The organism is Haemophilus sputorum CCUG 13788 (assembly GCF_000238795.1).
In the GTDB taxonomy this organism is placed as follows: Bacteria; Pseudomonadota; Gammaproteobacteria; order Enterobacterales; family Pasteurellaceae; genus Haemophilus_A; species Haemophilus_A sputorum.
In genome coordinates, this window is the sequence record NZ_AFNK01000037.1 from 30039 (window position 1) to 53409 (window position 23371).

Here is a 23371-nt window from a genome sequence, read left to right on the forward strand (position 1 = left end):
TGCAAATTCAGACCGCTTGTAGCCTATATTTTCGCCCTATTTTCCAGTAGAATAGGGCGATTTTTTTGATGAGGAATAACCAATGTCAACGCAATTTGTATATACGATGCATCGAGTCGGTAAAGTCGTGCCGCCGAAGCGTCATATTTTGAAAGATATTTCTTTAAGCTTCTTCCCTGGAGCTAAAATCGGGGTTCTAGGCTTAAATGGTGCGGGTAAATCAACCCTCTTACGCATTATGGCGGGCGTGGATAAAGAGTTCGAAGGTGAAGCGCGTCCACAACCAGGTATTAAGATTGGCTATCTTCCACAAGAACCAAAACTTGATCCGCAACAAACTGTGCGTGAAGCGGTCGAAGAAGCGGTTTCTGAAGTAAAAAATGCACTGACCCGTTTAGATGAAGTTTATGCACTTTATGCGGATCCTGATGCGGATTTCGATAAACTAGCCGCAGAACAAGCAAATCTTGAAGCGATTATTCAAGCGCATGATGGGCATAATTTAGATAACCAATTAGAACGTGCAGCAGATGCATTACGTTTACCGGATTGGGATGCAAAAATCGAGCATTTATCTGGTGGTGAACGTCGTCGTGTCGCACTTTGCCGTTTGTTACTCGAAAAACCAGATATGCTCTTATTAGACGAGCCAACCAACCACTTAGATGCGGAATCTGTGGCATGGTTAGAACGTTTCTTACATGACTACGAAGGTACTGTTGTGGCAATTACCCACGACCGTTACTTCTTAGATAATGTAGCCGGTTGGATCTTAGAGCTTGACCGTGGTGAAGGTATTCCTTGGGAAGGTAACTACTCTTCTTGGTTAGAGCAAAAAGAAAAACGTTTAGAGCAAGAACAAGCGGCTGAAAATGCGCGCCAAAAATCAATTGCGAAAGAGTTAGAATGGGTACGCCAAAATCCGAAAGGCCGCCAAGCGAAAAGTAAAGCACGTATGGCGCGCTTTGATGAATTGAACTCTGGCGAATATCAAAAACGTAACGAGACCAACGAACTCTTTATTCCACCTGGTCCACGTTTAGGTGATAAAGTAATTGAGGTAGAACATCTCACTAAATCTTACGGCGATCGCACTTTAATTGATAATTTATCATTTAGCATTCCAAAAGGGGCTATCGTGGGTATTATCGGAGCGAACGGTGCAGGTAAATCAACCCTATTCCGTATGCTTTCAGGTCAAGAACAACCGGATAGCGGCTCAATTACGATGGGTGAAACTGTTGTACTTGCCTCTGTCGATCAGTTCCGTGACTCAATGGATGATAAGAAAACTGTATGGGAAGAAGTGTCTAACGGACAAGATGTTCTCACTATTGGTAACTTTGAAATTCCAAGCCGTGCGTATGTTGGACGCTTCAACTTCAAAGGCGTAGATCAACAAAAACGTGTGGGCGAATTATCGGGTGGTGAACGTGGTCGTTTACACTTGGCTAAACTTCTACAACGTGGTGGTAACGTACTGTTATTGGACGAACCAACCAATGATTTAGACGTTGAAACCTTACGTGCGTTAGAAAATGCGATCTTAGAATTCCCTGGTTGTGCAATGGTAATTTCCCATGACCGTTGGTTCTTAGACCGTATTGCGACTCATATTTTAGATTACGGTGATGAAGGTAAAGTGACTTTCTACGAAGGTAACTTCTCAGACTACGAAGAGTGGAAAAAGAAAACCTTAGGTGACGCCGCAATCCAACCACATCGTATTAAATATAAACGTATTGCCAAATAACCCTCAATGCAGCGCAAATTAAACTTTGTGCTGCATTTTTTATACGTAAAAACAAGGAGCTTTATGAAACTTTCAAAATTCATTCCAATGGTATTTAGCCTAATTTTGACTTTCTTTATTGCAGCTTGCTCTCAAGAAAAATCAGATACCGTCCGCTGGTTTAACGCTACCCATGCGATTTTAACTGCGACTAACCAAGGTGATGTTGAAATCTACGGTGGTGAAAAACCTTCTGCAGAAATCAAACAAGCTTATCGTGATATGCTTAAAGAGTGGTGGGATATCACCAATAAAGAACAACTTGTTGAAACCATCATTACCCTTGCTGAAACGAATAGTCCTAAAGAAACAGCTGCATGGGATTACAGCCGTGCATTTAATTTACTTTCTTCAGGCTATCTTGCTGAATACCTTACTCGCGAACAAGCATTGAATATGTCGCTAGAACTCGCTAAAAAAGTACAACCACTTTACCACTCTTGGGACGAATTCTTTGAAGGCTATTTCAAAGGGTATGAACAATGGTCAGAAAAAAGTAGCGAACTACGACGCAAAACGTATCAGCTTATCAAAAATTATGATAACAGCCCTTACAACCTACCTTGGAATCTTGAATTGAAAAAAGATTGGTAGGTCACGCTCTTTTACAAGCGGTGGAATTTCGTAAAAATTTTGCAAAATTCCACCGCTTGTGCCTTTTTAAATCATAAGAAAAACTAATCTATAGATAATTTTTATTAAGAAAAAAGTTTTTCTTAATAAAAAATTACGTTATTATCAAACTGATTCGACTCTAGGAGTCATTCAATTTTCTTGTTTATTCTACGATTTAAGAGGTCTGACAATGCTGACAATTGATGCCAACACACCGCCATCTCCTCCCAAAAAACAGAAGTTTTATCAAAGCCTTTATGTACAAGTTATTTTAGCTATTATCATTGGTATTTTACTTGGCTATTTTTTTCCTGATTTTGGTGCAAGCCTAAAACCACTAGGTGAAGCCTTCATTAAATTAGTGAAGATGATTATTGCCCCAGTTATTTTCTTAACCGTAGTGACAGGGATTGCCGGCATGAATGACATGAAATCAGTCGGTCGTGTGGCAGGTAAAGCGATGCTTTATTTCATTACCTTCTCCACACTTGCGCTTATTATTGGCTTAGTGGTGGCGAATATTATCGAACCCGGCGCAGGCTTAAATATTGATCCAGCCACACTAAAATCTGAAAAAGTAAGTGAATATGTTTCAAAAGCTAAAGATAGCTCGTTAATTGGCTTCTTTATGAACATTATTCCAACGACTATATTAAGCCCATTAACTGAAGGTAATATTCTCCAAGTATTATTTGTTTCGGTCTTATTCGGGGTTGCTCTTGCTTCTGTAGGCGAACGTGGCAAGCCGATTACCGATTTATTACAAGTTGCTGCTGCACCAATGTTTAAAGTTGTCTCTATTCTGATGAAAGTAGCTCCGCTTGGCGCATTAGGTGCAATGGCCTTTACCATCGGTAAATATGGATTAAGCTCTATTAGCAACTTAATGATGTTGATTTTAACTTTCTACATCACTTCATTATTATTTATCTTAATCATTTTAGGTGCCGTAGCGCGCTACAATGGCTTCTCAATTGTGAAGATGATTCGCTATATTAAAGATGAACTATGGTTAGTCTTAGGCACTTCCTCTTCAGAAGCCGCCCTACCAAACTTAATGCAAAAAATGCAAGCAGCCGGCTGTGAAAAATCTGTTGTAGGCTTAGTTGTTCCAACCGGTTATTCATTTAACTTAGATGGCACCAACATTTACATGACTATGGCAGCCCTTTTCATCGCTCAGGCAACCAATACAGATTTAACGCTTGGTCAGCAAATCACCCTATTATTAGTAGCCATGTTAAGTTCAAAAGGTGCAGCTGGCGTAACGGGGGCAGGCTTTATTACACTTGCTGCAACGTTATCTGTTGTACCTAGTTTGCCTGTTGAAGGAATGGCGCTCATTTTAGGTATCGACCGTTTTATGTCTGAATGTCGTGCGTTAACTAATATCATCGGTAACGCTTGTGCAACGATTGTTGTCGCTCGTTGGGAAAACGCTTTAGATAAAGAGAAACTTGATCTTGCCATGAGCGGCAAACTAGTGGTTAAAACAGAAGAAAATCATTAAGATGAGAAAGAGATTGAAAAAATGCATCGTGACGATAAAAATGGTGATGCATTTTTTTGATAAAAATCAAATTTATAGCAACTCGGAGCTATCAAAATTTTTTTATTTGTAATAGACTCGAACCAATCCAATTTTTAAGGAATCTTATTATGAAATTTTATCGTGCGTATCATCACCATTTAACCTGATATCTTTCGGGCATTTGGTGTGGACGGAAGATATTAAAATCTTCCGAGCACGCATAAATAAACAACAATAGCAGTTTACATAAAATGCACCCCTCGGAAGGCAACTTTCGAGGGGTTTTCTTTTTAGAAAAATGATAAGGAATAACTAATATGCAAACACAAAACCGACTCAAAATCGCCTTACAGAAAAAAGGCCGTCTAAGCCAAGATTGCGCAGCCCTACTCAAACAATGCGGGGTAAAAATCAATTGGAATGAACAACGACTTATCGCCTATTCGGAAAACCTACCGATTGAAATCCTGCGTGTGCGTGATGACGATATCCCAGGATTGATTTTTGACGGTGTCGTAGACTTAGGTCTCATCGGCGAAAATGTCTTGGAAGAGGAAGAGCTCGGTCGCTTGGCAGCTGGCGAAACCATCGCCTACAAAAAACTACGCCAATTAGACTTCGGAGGCTGTCGCCTTTCCCTCGCCATTGACCGTGACCAAACTTACAACGGCGTGCAAACCCTTGCTAATCAACGTATTGCTACTTCCTATCCACACCTTTTACGCCGCTATATGCAACAACAAGGTGTTCCTTTTAAAAACTGTTTACTGAATGGCTCGGTAGAAGTTGCTCCAAGTGCTGGACTTGCCACAGCAATTTGCGATTTAGTATCTTCTGGTGCGACCCTAGAAGCTAACGGTTTAAAAGAGGTCGAAGTGATTTTCCGCTCTAAAGCCTGCTTAATTCAACGTGCCGAACCGCTTGATGCCGAAAAACAAGCACTGGTTGACCGCTTGCTAACCCGCATCCAAGGTGTGCAACAAGCCTCTGAATCCAAATACATTATGCTGCATGCACCAAAGGATAAACTGACACAAATTGCAGCGCTACTTCCTGGGGTTGAAAATCCGACCATTTTGCCATTAGCCAGTGATAGCACGAAAGTCGCGATGCACGTTGTCAGCCAAGAAAATCTGTTCTGGGAAACCATGGAGCAATTAAAAGCCATCGGAGCCAGCTCGATTTTGGTATTACCAATAGAGAAGATGATGGAATAACCCAACCCTGCTTCCATTTAAGGGAAAAGAAAATTAAATAAGAGGAAATAGGCAATGCAAACTTTAATCTGGAATAACTTAACTCAAGAAGAAAAACGCCAAGCGCTTGCCCGTCCGGCACAAAAAGTTGGTGAAAGCATTAAACAGGCGGTAGATGCCATTCGTGAAAACGTTACGCAAAACGGTGATAACGCGTTGTTTGAATTGTGCGAAAAATTCGACAAAGTAAAACTGACAAGCCTTGTTGTCTCTCCTGAGGAAATCGCCGCAGCTAGCGCTCGAATTTCCCCGGCGCTCGCGCAAGCGATTCAACAGGCAAAAGCCAATATTGAAGCCTTCCACAAGGCACAACAAAATCAAGAAATTGACATCGAAACCCAAGCCGGCGTGCGCTGCCAAGTCGTTACCCGTCCGATTTCCCGCGTGGGGCTATACATTCCGGGCGGTTCAGCACCATTATTCTCGACTGTTTTAATGTTAGCGATTCCGGCAAAAATTGCCGGCTGTAAAAAAATTGTGCTGTGTTCCCCACCACCAATTGCCGATGAAATTCTTTACACCGCACAACTATGTGGCGTGGAAACCATTTATGCGGTAGGCGGTGCACAAGCCATTTTTGCCATGGCACAAGGCACCGAAACGGTGGCTAAGGTCGATAAAATTTTCGGCCCGGGTAATGCCTTTGTTACTGAGGCCAAACGCCAAGTGGTGCAAAACGGTACTGCCATCGATATGCCGGCTGGGCCATCGGAAGTGTTGGTTATTGCGGATGAAACGGCATATCCCGAATTTGTCGCCAGTGATCTGCTTTCCCAAGCCGAACATGGCGCTGACAGCCAAGTGATTTTAGTCACCACCAATGCGCAATTAGCCGCACAAACAGAACAGGCTATTGCCCGCCAACTGGCGCGTTTACCACGAGCTGAAACCGCTAGCAAAGCCCTTAGCCACAGCCGTATTTTTATTGCCGAAAGCTTGGCGCAAGCCGTAGCAATCAGCAACGAATACGCACCGGAACACTTAATCGTACAAACCCAAAACGCCCGCGCACTCTTGCCCGAATTGGACAATGCTGGTTCAATTTTCTTAGGGGCGTACAGCCCAGAAAGCATGGGCGATTACGCCAGCGGTACCAACCACGTGTTGCCGACCTATGGCTATACCAAAACCTACTCCAGTCTTGGTTTAGCGGATTTCAACAAACGGATGACTGTCCAAGAACTCAGCCCTGAAGGTTTTAAAAATCTGGCAAAAACCGTGGAAGCGATGGCGGAGGCGGAGCAATTAGATGCCCATAAACAGGCTGTCAGCATTCGTTTAGCAAAACTAAATGCGCAGTAAGCTAAATCAAACGCCTCCTCGGATTTCCGAGTTTTTGCAAAAACAACACCTAACCCATTGATTTTATTAGAGTTGAAGAAAAAATCTAAAAAAGGACAACATATGAACACAACACAGCTTTCCCGCCCCAACGTCCAAGCATTAACCCCTTATCAATCTGCCCGCAAACTGGGCGGCAACGGTACGATTTGGCTCAATGCAAACGAATCACCGCTTTCACCGAATTTTCAACTTTCCGGTAAAGACTTAAACCGCTATCCAGAACCTCAGCCACAGGCAGTGGTTGAAGGCTATGCCGCCTATGCCGGAGTCAACGCTGAGAACGTTTTAGTCACCCGTGGTGGCGATGAAGGCATTGAGCTGATTATTCGCGCCTTTTGTGAACCCGCACAGGACGCCATTTTATTCTGCCCACCAACCTACGGCATGTATGCAGTCAGCGCCGAAACTACCAATGTTACCTGCAAAACTGTGCCGCTCGATGCCGATTTTCAGCTCAATTTGGAAGCCATTGAAGCACAATTGGATGGCGTGAAAGCGGTATTTGTTTGTAGCCCGAACAATCCGACCGGCAATCTGCTCAAGCGGTCTGATTTAATCAAATTATTGCAAATGACCGTCGGCAAGGCGATTGTGGTGGTTGATGAAGCCTATATTGAATTTTGTCCTGAAGCGACCTTCGCCAACGAACTGCAAAACTACCCGAATTTAGCCATCATCCGCACCCTTTCTAAGGCCTTTTCCTTGGCCGGATTACGTTGTGGTTTTGTCTTAGCTAATGCGGAATTGATTCAAATTCTGAGCAAGGTGATTGCACCTTATCCGATCCCGGTTCCAAGCGCAGATATTGCCGCCCAAGCGCTTGCCGATGCAAATCTAACCTTGGTTAAGGAAAGCGTGCAAACAACTCTGAACAATCGTCAATGGCTTGCCGACCAGCTAGCTGCATTACCGCAAGTAGAACAAGTCTTCCCAAGTGAAGCCAATTATTTGCTCTTTAAATGTCAAGATGGCGAAAAAGTGTTTAAAGCCTTGTGGGATTTGGGAATTATTCTGCGCGATCAAAATAAAGCGTTAAATTTACAAGACTGCATTCGTATTACCGTTGGCACAAAAGAAGAATGTGAACGAGTGGTTGAAGCTATCAAACAAATAAACTAATACACAGGAGAACAGCCCATGCAACCTATTCTTTTCATTGATCGCGATGGTACCTTGATTGATGAGCCGAAAACTGATTTTCAAATTGATAGCCTTGAAAAACTCAAATTCGAGCCGAACGTCATTCCAGCGATGCTGAAACTGAAAGAAAAATACCGTTTTGTGATGGTCTCAAACCAAGATGGCTTGGGAACGGATTCTTTCCCACAAGCGGATTTTGATAAGCCACATAATGCGATGATGGCGTTATTCAAATCACAGGGAATTGAGTTTGATGATGTGCTGATTTGCCCGCACAAACCGGAAGATCATTGCCAATGCCGCAAACCACAAACCAAGCTGCTTAAAAAATATATTGAAAAGAAATTATTCGATCCGGCGCATTCTTTTGTCATTGGCGATCGGGCAACCGATGTGCAATTAGCCGAAAATTTAGGTATTCGCGCTATTCAATACCATCCGCAACAAATGCCTTGGGAATTGATTGCCGAAAAATTATTGGGCGAAGCGGTAAGCAACATCGGCAACCGCCCACCTCGTTTTGCTGAAGTGGTGCGTAAAACCAAAGAAACCGATATTAAAGTGCAAGTATGGCTGGATGAAACTGGGGTTAACGATATCAAAACCGGCGTTGGCTTCTTCGACCATATGCTTGATCAAATCGCCACTCACGGTGGATTCCGCATGAACGTACAATGCAACGGCGATTTGTGGATCGATGAACATCACACCGTGGAAGATACAGCCCTCGCCCTCGGGCAAGCATTAAAACAAGCGCTTGGCGACAAACGCGGCATCGCCCGCTTCGGCTTTGTGCTTCCAATGGATGAATGCCGCGCCGAATGTGCCTTAGATTTATCCGGCAGACCTTGGATCAAATTCGCTGCCCGCTTCAAACGCGATAAAGTCGGCGATTTCAGCACCGAACTCACCGAGCATTTTTTCCAATCCCTAGCATTCTCGCTGCTCGCCACGCTCCACCTCAAGGCCACCGGCGATAACGACCACCACAAAATTGAAAGCCTGTTTAAGGTATTCGGCAGAACCTTAAGACAAGCAATTCGAATTGAGGGGGAGGAGTTGCCGAGTAGTAAGGGTGTATTATAATAGCAGTTGCCGTGAACGGTTGCTGAGTTAGTTCATGGTAAATACCTATGTAAACGCTATAACTTAAGGATTTATATGTTTAATAAATTATTAACTGGATTTGCAATTTTTCTTACTATTCTTGCTTTTGGGGCATATTGGTATTTTGCTGGTCGATTAGGAATTTCGAATAATGGAAGTGATTGGGCTGATTTTGGTAGCTATGCTGGAGGAATATTTGCTGCATTAGCATTTTTAGTTGTTATTTATCAAAATTACCAAAGAGATAAAGAGCAACAAAAACAAGATTTTGAAAAAACTTTTTCTATGATGTTAGAACATCATAATGCTAAATTAGAAAATTTGGAGTCGTTAATGCTAGATAAATCTGGAGAAAGGTTAATTGATAATTATTATAATCAGATATTATCAAAGGAATCTTTTTCTAAATTAAGAGAGTTTTCATCTAATAATGATAAATTTTTTTCAGAGATAGATTCTTACTTACTAACTCTATATAGACTTTTAAAATTCATATATAAAAATATGGACTTAAATAAAGATAAAGAATACTCAGGTTTTTTAAGAAGTTTTTTATCAAGAAAGATGTTGGTTATTTTAGCCTTTAACATCTGTAACAGAGAGAAGCAATATGAAAGATATATAGAATGTATAAATAAATTATCTTTCTTTGAGCATTTGAATTTAGATGAATTAGAATACAGGTTCATCTCTTTTGCTTCTGGATTAGATTATAAAGATGCATTATCTTTAATTAAAAAACATAAGGATAATATCGAAGAAATGTATTCTGAGCAAGAATATAAAAATGAAGATGGAACAATAGAATATATGCCTCCTCCATATTCTGATTTTAGGGATAGTATTTTGTCTGAAGATGGTTGTAACACAGACGAGAATAGAATTAGAAAATGGATATCTATTAATACTATACTTAACATACTTTTTAAAAAAAAGAGAAACAGCCCATTAAAAGATTCAGATTTCGAATTTGATAAAGAATTTAGATCGATTGGCGAGTTTGAGGATGAATACGGATATATAGTTTACCGTAAATTTCATAGAGTGGAAAATATGGAGGATAATAAGGATACATTATTTATTCATATTCTGACTACATTTTCATCTGAAGCCTTTTCTGAGAATCAAAAAGAAAAATTTGATAACTTAAAGAAATTATATAGCATTTTTATTAAAAGAAATTAATGTAATGAAAAATATTTTAATCATCAACACAAACTGCGCCAACCTCTCCTCCGTCAAATTTGCTTTTGAGCGATTAGGATATAGTGCGGAGATCACCAATGATCTCAATAAAATTAAATCTGCCGATAAATTAATTTTACCCGGTGTAGGAACTGCCAAGGCAGCAATGCTGAATTTGCAACGCTTAGGGTTGATTGAAGTAATCCAAAATCTCACACAGCCTGTGCTAGGCATTTGCTTAGGCATGCAACTAATGACGGAATTCTCTACCGAAGGCAATGTCTCCACCCTTGGTTTAATGAGTGGGCAAACCGAACTGATTCCGGATACCGGTTTGCCCTTGCCTCATATGGGCTGGAATCGCGTGCATTTTGATGAAAATTGCCCGCTATTTGATGGCATTGCGCAGGACAGCCATTTCTATTTTGTGCATAGCTATGCGATATTGCCTAATGAAAATACCATTGCGACCAGCCATTACGGCGTGGATTTCTCCGCCGCAATAGCCAAAAACAACTTCTACGGAGTGCAATTCCATCCTGAACGCTCAGGCGAAAATGGTGCGTTACTGTTGAAAAATTTTGTAGAGAAAGTGAAATAGACTACAGAGCTAAAATAACGCACGCCCCCCTCTTTAGAAAAGAGGGGCAGGGGGAGATTTGATTACGATGTCTAATCTCTCACAAGGTTGAAAAAGACTTCTGCCAAATCTCCCCTAACCCCTCTTTGCTAAAGAGGGGAACTAATTACATTACACAGGAAAAACTATGCAAACATCACAAATTATTCCCGCCCTTGACTTAATTGATGGCCAAGTTGTGCGGCTACACCAAGGCGACTACGCCAAACAAACTACTTATTGCGACGATCCTATCGCGCAATTTGCTGACTACGTTCGTCAAGGCGCACAGCAATTACACCTGGTGGATTTAACTGGGGCGAAAAATCCACACGCCCGCCAAACCGCGTTAATTCGCCAAATCATTGCTGCAACGCCCTGCCCTGTGCAAGTCGGTGGTGGGATTCGTCGCGAACAAGATGTTGCCGATTTATTGGCGGCAGGCGCAAACCGCGTGGTGATCGGTTCAACAGCGATTAAAGAACGCGCCACCGTAAAACAATGGTTTGCTCAATATGGCGCGGAGAAATTCGTGTTGGCATTGGACATCAACATCAATGCAAGCGGTCAAAAAATTGTGGCAATCAGCGGCTGGCAAGAAGCTAGTGGCGTATTATTAGAAGAAGTAATCGAAGACTATCAAAGTGTCGGCTTACGCCATGTGTTATGCACCGACATTTCGCGTGATGGCACCTTGGCAGGTTCAAACGTCGATTTATATCGTGAAATCTGCGCGCAATATCCCGATATTCAATTCCAATCATCGGGCGGTATTGGTAGCCTAGCGGATATTGAGGCGCTTAAAAATACTGGTGTGACAGGTGTTATTGTCGGGCGCGCCTTGTTAGAAGGCAAATTTAATGTAGCGGAGGCAATCGAATGTTGGCAAAACGGATAATTCCTTGTTTAGACGTACGTGATGGGCAAGTCGTTAAGGGCGTGCAATTCCGTAATCACGAAATTATTGGCAATATAGTCCCATTGGCACAACGCTATGCTGCCGAAGGTGCCGATGAACTGGTATTTTATGATATTACCGCTTCATCGGATGGCCGCACCGTGGATAAAAGCTGGGTGCAACGCGTAGCGCAGGTAATTGACATCCCTTTCTGCGTAGCCGGCGGAATTAAAACTGTCACCGATGCCGAGCAGTTATTTGCTTTTGGCGCGGATAAAATCTCGATCAACTCTCCTGCGCTAGCTAATCCCGATTTGATTAACCAACTTTCCGAACGCTTTGGCGTGCAGGCGATCGTTGTTGGCATCGATAGCTGGTTTGAGCAATCAACTGGAAAATATTGGGTCAACCAATATACCGGTGATGAAAGCCGTACCCGCCAAACCCATTGGCAGTTACTTGATTGGGTGCAAGAAGTACAAAGCCGTGGTGCGGGTGAAATCGTACTCAATATGATGAACCAAGATGGCGTACGCCAAGGCTATGATCTCACACAGCTAAAAATGGTGCGCCAAGTATGCCACGTGCCGCTTATTGCCTCAGGCGGTGCAGGAGAAATGGTGCATTTTCGCGATGCCTTTATCGAAGCCAATGTCGACGGCGCATTAGCCGCAAGCGTGTTCCATAAGCAGATTATTCAGATTGGAGAACTCAAACGCTATTTACGTCAACACAATATTGAAATCAGAGAGTAAGGAAAATGATGCTTAATACTAGCCTTATCAACTGGCAAAAAGTCGATGGGTTACTGCCTGTCATTGTCCAACACGCACAAACCGGTCAGGTGTTGATGTTGGGATATATGAATGACGAAGCCTTAGCCAAAACCATTAATGAAGGCAAAGTGAGCTTCTATTCCCGTACCAAGCAACGCCTCTGGACCAAGGGGGAAACCTCAGGGCATTTTTTGAATGTGGTGGATATGAGCTTGGACTGTGACAATGACACCTTGTTAATTTTAGCCAACCCTATCGGCGCGACCTGCCATACCGGAGAAGACAGCTGCTTTCATCAATTTACCCAACAAGCTACTAGCCATTGGACATGGTTTGCCCTACTGGAGCAGCATTTAGCAGAAAAGAAAAACGCCGATACGGCCAGCTCTTACACAGCAACACTACACAGCAAAGGCATTAAGAAAATCGCCCAAAAAGTGGGAGAAGAAGCGGTAGAAACTGCGCTAGCTGCCGTTTCACAAGATAAACCAGAAACCCTCAGCGAAGCGGCGGATTTGGTTTATCACTTAACTGTGTTGTTGCACCATCAAGAACTGGCATGGGAGGATGTAATTGCAAAATTGCAAGAACGCCATCAGGGAATTGGTCTGCACCCAGAGGGTTCAAATAAATAGTCGGCATAAATAAAATTTGCGCCCTAGCAAAAGCCAGGGCGCAAGCGGTCTAATTTTCTCATTTTTTTTACAAAATTATTCTTCAGTTTTAGCAGCTAACGCTTGGCGCTGCACTTCGAATAACTGTTCGCAACCGCGGTGCGCTAAATCAATAAGTTGTAATAATTCCATATGAGAGAATGGTTCGCCTTCTGCTGTACCTTGTACTTCGACTAATCGACCATCATCAACCATCACCACATTCATATCTGTTTCTGCATTAGAATCTTCAACATATTCTAAATCACACACAGCTTCACCATCGACGATACCAACAGAAATGGCGGCAACTAATCCTTTCATTGGATTGGTTTTTAATGTGCCATCTGCCACTAATTTGCTTAGCGCATCATGTAATGCAATGCAAGCGCCAGTAATAGATGCGGTACGTGTGCCACCGTCGGCTTGAATAACATCACAATCAACGGTAACAGTCCGCTCACCTAATGCTTTTAAATCTACTACTGCACGTAAAGAACGCGCGATCAAACGTTGAATTTCCATTGTACGCCCGCCTTGTTTACCTTTTGCAGCTTCGCGCGCCATTCGGCTATGCGTTGAGCGTGGTAACATACCGTATTCAGCCGTTACCCAGCCTTGCTGCTGCCCTTTTAAGAAACGCGGTACAGTTTCTTCAACAGTGGCATTACACAACACTTTTGTTTCACCAAACTCAACTAATACTGAACCTTCCGCATAGCGGGTGTAATGGCGAGTGATTGTCACTGGGCGAACTTGTTGAGCTTCACGATTATTTGGGCGCATTCTTCTATTCCTTCTAAATAAAATTTTGCCCATTCTAACAAATAAACAGTACAATGGTGCGAATTTTATTAGCGGCTTTTGCCTAATGTAAGGAATTATCATGATTTATAGTATGACTGCCTTTGCGCATCTTGAACTGAAAAAAAATTGGGGCAATGCGGTTTGGGAAATTCGTTCCGTTAACCAACGTTTTTTAGAAACCTATTTCCGTTTACCTGAAGCGTTTCGCCATTTAGAAATGGGATTACGCGAGCGCTTAAGAGCAACGCTTACACGCGGAAAAGTGGAATGTAGCTTGCGTATTGAACTGACTAATAATGAAAGCAACGAATTGGCACTTAATCATGCTTATGCAGAAAAAGTTGTCAGTGCGCTAAAAAGTTTACAAACCATTGCTGGAGCAGGCGAAATCAATTTAGTTGATGTATTAAGATATCCTGGTGTGGTTGATAGCCAGAACCAAGATCTCGACCAAATCGCAGAAGATTTATTAGCCGGTTTCGAGCAAATTTTAGCTGAATTTATCGCAATGCGTGGGCGTGAAGGGGCAAATCTTCAAACCTTGATTCAGCAACGTTTAGATACCATCAGCGAAATCGCCACCCGAGTACAAGCCCAAATGCCAAGCATTTTGCAATGGCAAAAAGAACGCCTCCAACAACGGTTTGATGAATTAAATTTACAGCTTGACCCACAACGCCTTGAACAAGAAATGGTGTTGACTGCTCAACGCCTTGATGTTGCTGAAGAACTTGATCGCTTACAACTGCATGTAAAAGAAACCACATCAATCTTGAAAAAAGGTGGCGCAATTGGCCGTAAATTAGATTTCATGATGCAAGAACTCAACCGTGAATCCAACACGCTTGCCTCAAAATCTATCAATGCAGATGTAACTAACTCTGCCGTAGAATTAAAAGTATTGATTGAGCAAATGCGTGAACAAATTCAAAACCTTGAATAATTTCGCCACTTAAAAAGAAAGCTCAAACGCTGTTTGGGCTTTTTGCATTTTCTTCGTAAAATACGACCGCTTGTTTACCCAATTTAGAGGAATAATGACCCAACAACCTTTAGCCCTGTTCTTAATGGGCCCAACTGCTTCGGGAAAAACCGATTTAGCGATTGCTTTGCGCCAACAACTGCCAGTTGAAGTAATTAGCGTGGATTCTGCTTTGATCTATAAAGGCATGGATATCGGCACCGCAAAGCCAACTCCGGCAGAATTAGCCTTAGCGCCGCATCGTTTAATTGATATTCTTGATCCGAAAGAAAGTTATTCAGCGATGAATTTCCGTGAAGATGCTTTAAAAGAAATGGCGGAAATCAGTGCTAGCGGTCGTATTCCTTTATTGGTTGGCGGTACAATGCTTTATTACAAAGCATTACTTGAAGGGCTTTCGCCACTTCCTTCTGCCGACCCGATTATTCGCGCAGAAATTGAAGAAAAAGCCGCTAAAATAGGATGGGCGGGTATGCATCAAGAACTGTTATCAATCGATCCTGTGGCTGGAGCCAGAATCAACCCTAACGACAGCCAGCGAATTAACCGCGCGTTGGAAGTGTTTTATATTACTGGTAAAACCATGACCGAGCTGACCACGGAAAAAGGGGAAACTTTGCCTTACCGCCTGCTGCAATTTGCCATCGCCCCACAAGATCGTGCCATCTTGCATGAGCGGATTGCGCTACGCTTTCAAAAAATGATGGATTTGGGTTTTGAAGAAGAGGTCAAGCGGTTATTTTTGCGGGAAGATTTACATATTGACTTACCTTCTATCCGCTGTGTTGGCTACCGCCAGATGTGGGAATATTTACAAGGCGACATTTCTTTAGATGAAGCCATTTATAAAGGCATCTGCGCCACTCGTCAATTAGCAAAACGCCAAATTACTTGGCTGCGTGGTTGGAAAGATGAAATCACCTGGCTTGATAGCTTAAACCCAGAACAAGCAAAATTGACAATAATTGACAAAATAGAGAAAAGTTTACGTTAACTTTCCACTGATCCGACTTGTTACTATCTAAAGTATGATAAGATTTCTATGCCTAACTGTTAGTTAGGTTGTCTACAATTATAAAAAAGGAAAATCTAATGGCAAAAGGTCAATCTTTACAAGACCCATATTTAAATGCACTTCGCCGTGAGCGCATTCCTGTTTCTATTTACTTAGTAAATGGCATTAAATTACAAGGTCAAATTGAATCATTCGACCAATTCGTAATTTTATTAAAAAATACGGTAAGCCAAATGGTTTATAAACACGCAATCTCAACTGTCGTTCCGGCACGTGCGGTTTCTCACAATAATAACGGTCACACACAAACCCAGTATCAACACGTTGATTTAGCGCAAGAAAAACCTGTTACGGAATAATTTGATTATTTCTTCAATCTCAACTCAAACAACGTTACCAAGCGAGGACGAAAATTCATCGCTTGGTTTTCTGTTTCCTGAAAACAGTGAAAAAACACACCCAACACAACTTGAAGAAAAAGATCGCGCCATTTTAGTGCACCTTTTTCTCTCGCCTGAAAAAGATATCGAAAACCTAACTGAGTTTCAAACTCTTGCGCATTCCGCTGGCGTTGAAGTCTTGGCCACGCTTACGACAAGCCGCAGTACACCGCATGCCAAGTATTTTGTTGGCACAGGGAAAGCCGAAGAAATTCAACAAGCGGTTGAAGCGTTATCTGCCAATTTAGTCTTAGTAAATCATGAACTCAGCCCTTCACAAACCCGTAACTTATCTGCATTATGCGGCTGTCGCGTGGTTGATCGCACAGGGCTTATTTTGGATATTTTTGCACAACGGGCAAGAAGCTATGAAGGGAAATTACAAGTTGAATTGGCGCAGTTAAAGCACCTCTCAACCCGATTAGTCCGCCGTTTAGGTAAGCAAGACCAACAAAAAGGAGGAGCGGTAGGTTTACGCGGGCCTGGGGAAACACAATTAGAAACTGACCGTCGTTTAATCAAAGTTCGCATTCAGCAACTGCAACGCCGTTTAGAAAAGGTTAACCAGCAGCGTCATCAAAACCGTAAAACTCGCCAAAAAGCAGATATTCCAACTGTTTCATTGGTGGGCTATACAAATGCGGGAAAATCCACCTTATTTAACACGCTTACACAAGCAGATGTTTATGCTGCCGATCAACTGTTTGCAACACTCGATCCGACTTTACGCCGTTTACAACTGCCTGAAGTTGGTACCACGATTTTTGCAGATACGGTTGGCTTTATTCGTAACCTGCCACATGATTTAGTTTCGGCCTTTAAATCCACGTTACAAGAAACGTGTGAAGCTACGCTACTCCTTCACGTTATTGATGCCGCAGATGCCCGTAAGCTAGAAAATATCAGTGCAGTGAATCAAGTACTTGATGAAATTCGCGCGAATGAAGTCCCCATTTTGCAAGTCTATAACAAAATTGATGCACTCCCTGCGGTTTCACCCTTTATTGAGCGCGATGAAAATGGAAAACCAATTGCAGTTTATCTCAGTGCGCAATCAGGGCTTGGCGTAGATTTACTTCACCAAGCAATTTGCGAACGTCTTCGTAATACGTTAGTCACTAAACAGCTCTTATTGCCGCCAACAAGCGGTCAAATTTACGCGCAGTTTTACCAACATCATTGTATTAAGCAAGAACGTTTTAATGAATTTGGAGACAGACTTCTGACAATCGAAGTCGATGAAATCCAATGGCAAAAGTGGCTTAAACAATACCCCGAATTAACAGAATATCTAGAATTTGCACAATGGGCTTAGCACTTCTCGCTAAGTTTACCCAATCATCCCTCCCCTCTCAGCCAAAGAGGGGATTCTTTTTTTCATACCAAAAGACAAAGCAAAAAAGCTATTTCTCGCCTAAATTTTCCAGCCCATATTGATAAAGCGCATTTTTCTTGTAACCAAAAGTTTCTGCAACAATACCGGCTGCTTTTTTCAATGGCAGCTCTTTGCAAAGTAAGGCCAATAATTTGACCGCTTGTGAAGAAAATTCTGCGCTCTCAGTTTCCGGCTTTCCTTCCACCACTAATACAATTTCTCCTTTGATGCGGTTACTATCCTCTTTTAGCCATGAGATTAACTTTCCTAAGCTATCGCCATGAATCGTTTCCCAAGTTTTGGTCAGCTCTCGTGCCATCACAATATAGCGTTCCTCTCCAAAGATTGTTTGCATATCTGCAAGCGTCTCTAAAATTCGGTGGGTAGATTCATAAAAAATTAAGGTGCGAGGCTCTTCGGCTAAAGCTTCAAGCTTATCACAACGAGATTTTGATTTTGCCGGTAAGAACCCTTCAAAGCAGAAACGGTCTGATGCAATACCAGAAGCGCATAACGCAGTAATTGCTGCGCAAGCGCCAGGAATCGGCACAACCTGAATACCCGCTTGACGGCAATGACGAACTAAATGAAAACCAGGGTCACTAATTAGTGGCGTACCTGCATCTGAAATCAGAGCAATATTTATACCTTGTTGGAGCTTTTCAACCAAAACAGTGGCTTTTTGCTGCTCATTATGATCGTGTAAAGCGAAGAAAGGCTTTTTAATGCCGTAATGACTTAATAATAGCCCGCTATGACGAGTGTCTTCAGCCGCAATTAAATCGACTGTTTCAAAAGTTTCTAATGCGCGCTGAGTAATATCGCCTAAGTTTCCAATGGGCGTGGCAACAATATACAATATGCCTTTTTGTTCGTTTTTCATTTGATTTTACATCGTTTGATAAGTAAGATTTGACATTATCTGAGCACATTGCTCAATGACACTAATCTTGGAGTTATATATGGCAACTATTTTAAAACAGAAAATGAAAACTGTCTTTATGCCAACTGCACTTGCCCTACTTATTTCTGCTTGCGCTTCAGAAAATTTAGTTACGCAATCGATTAAAAATGAAGCGTATGCAAGTTCTGAATTTTATATTAACAAAGCTGATAGCGTAAAAGATGAAGAAGATAAAATCACTTATCATCTTTTAGCTGTACGTAAATTGATTGAAGAAAATAAAGCAGAAGAAGCGCAAAACACTTTTGATGAATTAACAAATTCGCCTAAATTGATGGAAGCACTACAAAAAAATGAAGTGCAAAAAATGGAATATGCTTTAGTTTCTGCGCAATTATATGCTGCGCGTGGTAACAATGAGCAAGCGCAAACTTTATTAAGAAATCTACCGCTTGCACAATTAAGCCAAGTTCAAATGCTACGTTTTTATCAAACGCAAGCGAACATTGCCGAAAACCAACGTGACCCAGTGGAAATTGTCCGCGCACGTTCAATGATGAATAACTATTTAACCGATAATAAAGCGCGTCAGGAAAACAACGATACAATTTGGTCAACCTTAAGAAAAGGTAACCGTGCAACAATTGAACAGGCGAGCATTAAAGCTGGAGAAATTGAATTTGCGGGTTGGATTGCACTCATTACTGCTTATAACCAAAACGTTAACAATCCTGCACAAATGCAGCAAGCCATGAATAACTGGCGTGCTCAATATCCAACACACAGTGCGACGAATTTACTGCCTTCTGAGTTACAAAGCGTGAATAGCTATCAACAAACTCAGCTTAATGATATTGCACTTTTATTACCATTAAGCGGAGAGGCACAAGCCTTAGGTCAAATCATTAAAAGTGGTTTTGATGAAGCCAAAGGCGATAACCCAATTCGTATTCAAGTGTTAGATACTGATTCAGCCGATCCAGCTACCTTAGTTGAACAAGCAAAACAAAACGGTGCAAATTTAATTGTCGGCCCATTATTAAAAGACCGTATTGATAGCCTATTAGCAAGCCCTGCAATTAATGGGGTAAATGTATTAGCGTTAAATGCGACACCAAATGCTAAAGCACTATCGCAAGTTTGCTACTATGGTCTATCGCCTGAAGCTGAAGCAAAAGCAGCAGCAGAAAAAATGTTCCAAGACGGACAACGTAATGCATATGTTTCTGCGCCACAAGATGATTTCGGTCAAAGAGCTGCAGATGCCTTTACTACTCGCTGGCGCCAATTAACCGGTAGCGATGCTGATGTGCGTTACTACAACAGCAGCGAAGATGCAACTGCAGGTATCCAAAGCACAAATGCAAGCCAAGGTGGTCTGTATTTACTCGGTACCGCAGAACAAGTGTATGAAATCAAGCAAGGTGTAGATTCTACGCCACTGAAAGGCGTTTTCGCAATTTACACTTCATCACGCAGTAATGCCCCAACTAATGGCGCAGACTATTACACAGCAATGGAAGGTGTAAAATTCAGCGAAATTCCATTATTAGCAGATCCAAGTTCAGATGAATATCAAAAAGCTGCCACACTCACAGCGAGCGATTTCCAAAGAATGCGCTTATATGCTATGGGAGCAGATGCTTGGTTACTTGCAAATAAATTTAATGAAGTGAGCAAAATTCCAGGCTATCAAGTTTCTGGTTTAACTGGGAACTTAAGTGCGGGCAGAAACTGCCAAATTGAACGCTCACTGTCATGGATGCAATATCATAATGGCGCTGTGGAACAAGCTCGTTAATCAAACCAATCGACGGGCACAAGGCTCAATCTATGAGCAACAAGCCCGTCAATATTTAGAATCGCAAGGGCTAAAATTTATTGAAGCCAATGCAACCTTTAAATGTGGCGAATTAGATTTAGTCATGCAAGCGCAAGAAACGTTCGTCTTTGTCGAAGTTCGCCAACGTAAAAGTGCTAAATTCGGTTCTGCCGTAGAAAGCATTGACTACCGTAAACAACAGAAATGGCAACAAGCTGCAAATTTATGGCTGATGAAACACCATCAACAAAGCCTAGAAACCGCTAACTGCCGTTTTGATGTTGTCGCCTTTGAAGGCAACCAACCACCGCTTTGGATTCCCAATTTCCTTGGCTAATTATTCATTTGTCGAGCAGGCTGATATGTTAGAAAAAATTCAAGCACAGTTTAACGAAAGTATCCAAACTCAAATTCAAATGGCAAATGAAATGCCACCAATTTTGAATGAGTGTGCGCAACGCATTGTACAATGCCTACTTAGCGATAACAAAATCATTGTTTGCGGACATGGGCGTTCTTATATCAATGCACAGCTATTGGTAAGCTATCTTCTGCATCGTTATCAGCTAGCTCGACCTAGCTTTGCCGCGCAATTATTACATTTTGACGGCGTGCTTGCTGGCGTCATGGTTGAAGAAAATGAACTTGCACATCTTTATAGCAAACAGCTGCAAGCCATTGGTAAAGAAGGCGATCTTTTCATTACTTTCTCGCCTTCAGGCAATGAACAAGCGGTCTTAAATGCGAGCCATGCTGCAAAAAATATTGGCATGAATATTTTAGCATTTAGCAGTAGCCGAAACGATCATACTAAAGGCTTACTTGATGATCACGATTTAGAGATCATCATTCCTTCACACAATGAAGCAAGGATTCTAGAAAGCCACCAATTTTGCGTCAATTTGCTCGGTGAGCTGATTGATAGCCTACTTTTTTCCTAAAAATACACAGGAGTATTTATGTCTATGTTAAAACGACTCTCAACCCTTATTTTAACTGGTGTATCCCTTCTTAGCTTACAAGGCTGTTTGGCTACAGCTGTTGTAACCAGTGCAGCTGTTGCGACCAAAGTTGCAACAGATCCTCGTTCAGCTGGTACACAAATTGATGATGAAATTTTAGAAGAACGTGTAGCTCATAACCTTAACAATGACGCACAACTCAAAGAAGAAGCACGTATCAACGTCGTGGCTTATAACGGTAAAATCTTGTTAATTGGTCAAGCGCCAAATCACTCAACTATCGAAAGCGCTAAAAATCTTGCAGCAGGTGTGAATGGTGTAAATGATGTTTATAACGAAATCCGTGTTGGTGAAAAAATCAATGTCAGCCAGATTTCTGTTGATAGTTATATCACTAGCGTAATTAAGTCTAAATTATTGGTTAATTCAGAAGTGAAAACCACTGAAGTAAAAGTCATTACTGAAAATGGCGAAGTGTTCTTAATGGGTAAACTTGATGCCCAACAAGCAGATGCCGCAGCAGAAGTTGCCCGCAATGTTAGTGGTGTGACAAAAGTGATTAAAGTCATTACTTATGCCCAATAGGAGAACAATATGGCTGCGCATTTTTATGAATATTTAGAATTTAATAGCGAAGAAGATCGTGAAAATCAGTTAGATGTGTATGTTGGCGTACAACTTAGCGCTGAAACGGAAGCCGCGATTAAAGCAATTTCATCACCCAGCCACTATCTTGTGATGGCAGAACCTTTCTGCCCAGATTGTGTAGAGGTAGTGGCCTATTTCCAACGCATGGCAAAGCTTAATCCTAATATTCATGTCAGTTATGTCTCGCGTAAAGAGAAGAAAGAACGCAAACATTACGATAGCGAAGCGCAGCAACAAGTTGTCATGGCAGAGGAAAAAATCCCAAGTATTTTCCGCCTAAATGGAGAGGAAACCACCTTGGTGCTGAGTGAATTTCCTGCCAGCATTCAAGCTAAAATGGCTAAGGAACCCGAGCAGCGAGAAGCTATCCGAGCGGATTTCCGTATGGGAAAATTAGGGCATCTGATTGAAGCAGATTTGCGAGCGATATTCACACAAAATCAAACATCATAAAAACAAATCGGCGTAAAACTTTCAACAGTTTTACGCCGATTTCGCAAGCGGTCAAATTTTAAGACTGCTTTACCAAACCAATTCGCCCTTTTGTTTTAAAAGCCAAAGTTGGTAAAGATTCACGCAAACTAAGAAGGCATTAAGCAATGCCACAGGATAAGCTGTAATAATCAATGAATAAATCACAAACAATGTTGCACCTAGTGCATTGATAGCGCGTAAACGAGCCATTGATTTACATAAAAATGATACTGCCACTAAAAAAGTCGCAATATAACCTAACAATTCAATACTAAATGGAACACTATTCATATTCTCTTCCTCAAAAGTAATATTTCTTATAAAGACATCATAAAGGATTTTTCTTTAGAGAAAAAGGGCGAAAATTTAAGCAACCGATTGCCACTGAAAATAATTTGATTCCTTCTTAAAAAAGTAAAAGATATAGAAAATAGCACGTTTAATTCTTTGCCTGCATTTTGGCAAAACAGTCATTAATATGGTCATTCACTAAGCCCATTGATTGCATAAACGCATAACAAGTCGTTTCACCAACAAAGACAAATCCCCGCTTTTTCAATGCCTTAGAAAGTGCTTTGGAAGTTTCTGTTTTAGCAGGTACGCATGAAAGATTCGGTACATTGTTGATCTGTGGCTTACCACCGACAAATGACCAAATAAATTGGCTAAAATCTTCACCCTTCTCTCGCATAGCTAAATAAGCTCTCGCATTTTTAACAATGGCTTCAAGCTTTTTTCGATGACGAATTAGCCCAGCATTTTCCATTAGCAAATCAATATCAATCTCTGTCATTTGCGCAATTTTTTCTGGGTCAAATTGAAAAAATGCGGCACGATAGGCTTCGCGTTTTTTCAATACGGTAATCCAAGAAAGCCCCGCTTGCTGACCTTCTAAACATATTTTTTCAAATAATTTAAGCGAATCAAACTGAGGTTTACCCCATTCTTCATCATGGTAGTGGATATAAATATTACTTTCGCCTACCCAACCACAACGGGTTAAATGTGTTGCCATTTGCAAATTTC

At 41.7% G+C, this 23371-nt stretch carries 25 protein-coding genes and 1 other annotated feature; of the genes, 21 read left to right on the forward strand and 4 right to left on the reverse strand.

What is annotated here, in order from left to right; all coding sequences use genetic code 11:
- The first annotated feature begins 82 nt into the window (after window positions 1-82).
- From ettA to hisIE, 12 genes are all read left to right on the forward strand, one after another.
- Window positions 83-1753, forward strand: coding sequence for an energy-dependent translational throttle protein EttA (gene ettA, locus HSP_RS0106375; RefSeq protein WP_010129426.1), 1671 nt, complete (start codon window positions 83-85; stop codon window positions 1751-1753).
- Between the two features lie 63 nt (window positions 1754-1816).
- Entirely contained in the window at window positions 1817-2386 is a 570-nt protein-coding gene (locus HSP_RS0106380; protein WP_010129427.1) for a DUF1266 domain-containing protein, read from the forward strand.
- Window positions 2387-2597: 211 nt separating this feature from the next.
- On the forward strand, window positions 2598-3917 hold the full coding sequence (locus HSP_RS0106385) for a dicarboxylate/amino acid:cation symporter (RefSeq protein WP_010129428.1): 1320 nt from the start codon (window positions 2598-2600) through the stop codon (window positions 3915-3917).
- Between the two features lie 166 nt (window positions 3918-4083).
- Window positions 4084-4228: a sequence feature (His leader region), on the forward strand.
- A 27-nt stretch (window positions 4229-4255) separates the two neighbouring features.
- A complete protein-coding gene (gene hisG / locus HSP_RS0106390; RefSeq protein WP_010129429.1) occupies window positions 4256-5155 on the forward strand; it encodes an ATP phosphoribosyltransferase in 900 nt (299 codons plus the stop codon).
- A gap of 54 nt (window positions 5156-5209) precedes the next feature.
- On the forward strand, window positions 5210-6496 hold the full coding sequence (gene hisD / locus HSP_RS0106395) for a histidinol dehydrogenase (protein WP_010129430.1): 1287 nt from the start codon (window positions 5210-5212) through the stop codon (window positions 6494-6496).
- Window positions 6497-6598: 102 nt separating this feature from the next.
- A complete protein-coding gene (gene hisC, locus HSP_RS0106400) occupies window positions 6599-7657 on the forward strand; it encodes a histidinol-phosphate transaminase (protein ID WP_010129431.1) in 1059 nt (352 codons plus the stop codon).
- Between the two features lie 18 nt (window positions 7658-7675).
- Entirely contained in the window at window positions 7676-8764 is a 1089-nt protein-coding gene (hisB, locus tag HSP_RS0106405) for a bifunctional histidinol-phosphatase/imidazoleglycerol-phosphate dehydratase HisB (protein ID WP_010129433.1), read from the forward strand.
- Window positions 8765-8839: 75 nt separating this feature from the next.
- Window positions 8840-9970, forward strand: coding sequence for a putative phage abortive infection protein (locus tag HSP_RS0106410; RefSeq protein WP_007525814.1), 1131 nt, complete (start codon window positions 8840-8842; stop codon window positions 9968-9970).
- Window positions 9971-9974: 4 nt separating this feature from the next.
- The gene (hisH, locus tag HSP_RS0106415) at window positions 9975-10571 is read left to right on the forward strand and encodes an imidazole glycerol phosphate synthase subunit HisH (protein WP_007525787.1); all 597 of its coding nucleotides are present in this window, start codon (window positions 9975-9977) and stop codon (window positions 10569-10571) included.
- Between the two features lie 166 nt (window positions 10572-10737).
- Complete coding sequence (gene hisA / locus HSP_RS0106420; protein ID WP_007525894.1) at window positions 10738-11487, forward strand: 1-(5-phosphoribosyl)-5-[(5-phosphoribosylamino)methylideneamino]imidazole-4-carboxamide isomerase; 750 nt, start codon at window positions 10738-10740, stop codon at window positions 11485-11487.
- Entirely contained in the window at window positions 11469-12242 is a 774-nt protein-coding gene (gene hisF, locus HSP_RS0106425) for an imidazole glycerol phosphate synthase subunit HisF (protein WP_007525840.1), read from the forward strand. The genes hisA and hisF overlap by 19 nt, the downstream gene beginning before the upstream one ends.
- A gap of 8 nt (window positions 12243-12250) precedes the next feature.
- Window positions 12251-12898 carry a bifunctional phosphoribosyl-AMP cyclohydrolase/phosphoribosyl-ATP diphosphatase HisIE gene (gene hisIE, locus HSP_RS0106430; RefSeq protein ID WP_007525786.1) on the forward strand — a complete coding sequence of 216 codons (648 nt, stop codon included), beginning with the start codon at window positions 12251-12253 and terminating at the stop codon, window positions 12896-12898.
- A gap of 75 nt (window positions 12899-12973) precedes the next feature.
- On the opposite strand, the gene rph is transcribed toward hisIE, so the two are convergent.
- Window positions 12974-13702: a ribonuclease PH gene (gene rph / locus HSP_RS0106435; RefSeq protein WP_007525910.1), complete on the reverse strand. Its 729-nt coding sequence runs from the start codon at window positions 13700-13702 to the stop codon at window positions 12974-12976.
- Window positions 13703-13802: 100 nt separating this feature from the next.
- Between rph and HSP_RS0106440 the strand changes: the two genes are divergently transcribed.
- The 4 genes from HSP_RS0106440 to hflX all read left to right on the forward strand — a co-directional run bounded on the left by HSP_RS0106440 (window position 13803) and on the right by hflX (window position 17475).
- On the forward strand, window positions 13803-14666 hold the full coding sequence (locus HSP_RS0106440) for a YicC/YloC family endoribonuclease (protein ID WP_007525880.1): 864 nt from the start codon (window positions 13803-13805) through the stop codon (window positions 14664-14666).
- 94 nt (window positions 14667-14760) lie between these two features.
- On the forward strand, window positions 14761-15699 hold the full coding sequence (gene miaA, locus HSP_RS0106445) for a tRNA (adenosine(37)-N6)-dimethylallyltransferase MiaA (RefSeq protein WP_007525899.1): 939 nt from the start codon (window positions 14761-14763) through the stop codon (window positions 15697-15699).
- A 98-nt stretch (window positions 15700-15797) separates the two neighbouring features.
- On the forward strand, window positions 15798-16079 hold the full coding sequence (hfq, locus tag HSP_RS0106450) for an RNA chaperone Hfq (RefSeq protein WP_007525789.1): 282 nt from the start codon (window positions 15798-15800) through the stop codon (window positions 16077-16079).
- A 1-nt stretch (window position 16080) separates the two neighbouring features.
- Window positions 16081-17475 carry a ribosome rescue GTPase HflX gene (gene hflX / locus HSP_RS0106455; protein ID WP_007525834.1) on the forward strand — a complete coding sequence of 465 codons (1395 nt, stop codon included), beginning with the start codon at window positions 16081-16083 and terminating at the stop codon, window positions 17473-17475.
- 88 nt (window positions 17476-17563) lie between these two features.
- Here hflX and rsmI read toward each other — a convergent pair whose 3' ends face one another.
- On the reverse strand, window positions 17564-18418 hold the full coding sequence (rsmI, locus tag HSP_RS0106460; protein WP_010129434.1) for a 16S rRNA (cytidine(1402)-2'-O)-methyltransferase: 855 nt from the start codon (window positions 18416-18418) through the stop codon (window positions 17564-17566).
- A gap of 79 nt (window positions 18419-18497) precedes the next feature.
- Between rsmI and HSP_RS0106465 the strand changes: the two genes are divergently transcribed.
- The 5 genes from HSP_RS0106465 to HSP_RS0106485 are packed head-to-tail and all read left to right on the forward strand — an operon-like array spanning window position 18498 to window position 22324.
- On the forward strand, window positions 18498-20240 hold the full coding sequence (locus tag HSP_RS0106465) for a penicillin-binding protein activator (RefSeq protein WP_010129435.1): 1743 nt from the start codon (window positions 18498-18500) through the stop codon (window positions 20238-20240).
- Window positions 20215-20598, forward strand: a complete 384-nt coding sequence (locus HSP_RS0106470; protein ID WP_010129436.1) for a YraN family protein — start codon at window positions 20215-20217, stop codon at window positions 20596-20598. Before HSP_RS0106465 ends, HSP_RS0106470 begins: the two co-directional genes overlap by 26 nt.
- 25 nt (window positions 20599-20623) lie before the next feature.
- Window positions 20624-21202, forward strand: a complete 579-nt coding sequence (locus HSP_RS0106475) for a D-sedoheptulose-7-phosphate isomerase (protein ID WP_007525903.1) — start codon at window positions 20624-20626, stop codon at window positions 21200-21202.
- An 18-nt stretch (window positions 21203-21220) separates the two neighbouring features.
- Complete coding sequence (gene dolP / locus HSP_RS0106480) at window positions 21221-21808, forward strand: division/outer membrane stress-associated lipid-binding lipoprotein (RefSeq protein WP_010129437.1); 588 nt, start codon at window positions 21221-21223, stop codon at window positions 21806-21808.
- A 9-nt stretch (window positions 21809-21817) separates the two neighbouring features.
- The gene (locus HSP_RS0106485) at window positions 21818-22324 is read left to right on the forward strand and encodes a thioredoxin family protein (protein ID WP_010129439.1); all 507 of its coding nucleotides are present in this window, start codon (window positions 21818-21820) and stop codon (window positions 22322-22324) included.
- Window positions 22325-22393: 69 nt separating this feature from the next.
- On the opposite strand, the gene HSP_RS0106490 is transcribed toward HSP_RS0106485, so the two are convergent.
- A complete protein-coding gene (locus HSP_RS0106490; protein WP_010129440.1) occupies window positions 22394-22636 on the reverse strand; it encodes a YgjV family protein in 243 nt (80 codons plus the stop codon).
- Window positions 22637-22784: 148 nt separating this feature from the next.
- Entirely contained in the window at window positions 22785-23360 is a 576-nt protein-coding gene (locus tag HSP_RS0106495) for a DNA-3-methyladenine glycosylase I (protein ID WP_010129441.1), read from the reverse strand.
- Window positions 23361-23371: the final 11 nt, after the last annotated feature.

What these genes read in the sequence shown, in the direction of transcription:
- ettA (WP_010129426.1), top strand. Translation starts at nt 83, where the DNA reads ATGTCAACGCAATTTGTATATACGATGCATCGAGTCGGTAAAGTCGTG.
- HSP_RS0106380 (WP_010129427.1), top strand. Translation starts at nt 1,817, where the DNA reads ATGAAACTTTCAAAATTCATTCCAATGGTATTTAGCCTAATTTTGACT.
- HSP_RS0106385 (WP_010129428.1), top strand. Translation starts at nt 2,598, where the DNA reads ATGCTGACAATTGATGCCAACACACCGCCATCTCCTCCCAAAAAACAG.
- hisG (WP_010129429.1), top strand. Translation starts at nt 4,256, where the DNA reads ATGCAAACACAAAACCGACTCAAAATCGCCTTACAGAAAAAAGGCCGT.
- hisD (WP_010129430.1), top strand. Translation starts at nt 5,210, where the DNA reads ATGCAAACTTTAATCTGGAATAACTTAACTCAAGAAGAAAAACGCCAA.
- hisC (WP_010129431.1), top strand. Translation starts at nt 6,599, where the DNA reads ATGAACACAACACAGCTTTCCCGCCCCAACGTCCAAGCATTAACCCCT.
- hisB (WP_010129433.1), top strand. Translation starts at nt 7,676, where the DNA reads ATGCAACCTATTCTTTTCATTGATCGCGATGGTACCTTGATTGATGAG.
- HSP_RS0106410 (WP_007525814.1), top strand. Translation starts at nt 8,840, where the DNA reads ATGTTTAATAAATTATTAACTGGATTTGCAATTTTTCTTACTATTCTT.
- hisH (WP_007525787.1), top strand. Translation starts at nt 9,975, where the DNA reads ATGAAAAATATTTTAATCATCAACACAAACTGCGCCAACCTCTCCTCC.
- hisA (WP_007525894.1), top strand. Translation starts at nt 10,738, where the DNA reads ATGCAAACATCACAAATTATTCCCGCCCTTGACTTAATTGATGGCCAA.
- hisF (WP_007525840.1), top strand. Translation starts at nt 11,469, where the DNA reads ATGTTGGCAAAACGGATAATTCCTTGTTTAGACGTACGTGATGGGCAA.
- hisIE (WP_007525786.1), top strand. Translation starts at nt 12,251, where the DNA reads ATGCTTAATACTAGCCTTATCAACTGGCAAAAAGTCGATGGGTTACTG.
- rph (WP_007525910.1), bottom strand. Translation starts at nt 13,702, where the DNA reads ATGCGCCCAAATAATCGTGAAGCTCAACAAGTTCGCCCAGTGACAATC.
- HSP_RS0106440 (WP_007525880.1), top strand. Translation starts at nt 13,803, where the DNA reads ATGATTTATAGTATGACTGCCTTTGCGCATCTTGAACTGAAAAAAAAT.
- miaA (WP_007525899.1), top strand. Translation starts at nt 14,761, where the DNA reads ATGACCCAACAACCTTTAGCCCTGTTCTTAATGGGCCCAACTGCTTCG.
- hfq (WP_007525789.1), top strand. Translation starts at nt 15,798, where the DNA reads ATGGCAAAAGGTCAATCTTTACAAGACCCATATTTAAATGCACTTCGC.
- rsmI (WP_010129434.1), bottom strand. Translation starts at nt 18,418, where the DNA reads ATGAAAAACGAACAAAAAGGCATATTGTATATTGTTGCCACGCCCATT.
- HSP_RS0106465 (WP_010129435.1), top strand. Translation starts at nt 18,498, where the DNA reads ATGGCAACTATTTTAAAACAGAAAATGAAAACTGTCTTTATGCCAACT.
- HSP_RS0106470 (WP_010129436.1), top strand. Translation starts at nt 20,215, where the DNA reads ATGGCGCTGTGGAACAAGCTCGTTAATCAAACCAATCGACGGGCACAA.
- HSP_RS0106475 (WP_007525903.1), top strand. Translation starts at nt 20,624, where the DNA reads ATGTTAGAAAAAATTCAAGCACAGTTTAACGAAAGTATCCAAACTCAA.
- dolP (WP_010129437.1), top strand. Translation starts at nt 21,221, where the DNA reads ATGTCTATGTTAAAACGACTCTCAACCCTTATTTTAACTGGTGTATCC.
- HSP_RS0106485 (WP_010129439.1), top strand. Translation starts at nt 21,818, where the DNA reads ATGGCTGCGCATTTTTATGAATATTTAGAATTTAATAGCGAAGAAGAT.
- HSP_RS0106490 (WP_010129440.1), bottom strand. Translation starts at nt 22,636, where the DNA reads ATGAATAGTGTTCCATTTAGTATTGAATTGTTAGGTTATATTGCGACT.
- HSP_RS0106495 (WP_010129441.1), bottom strand. Translation starts at nt 23,360, where the DNA reads ATGGCAACACATTTAACCCGTTGTGGTTGGGTAGGCGAAAGTAATATT.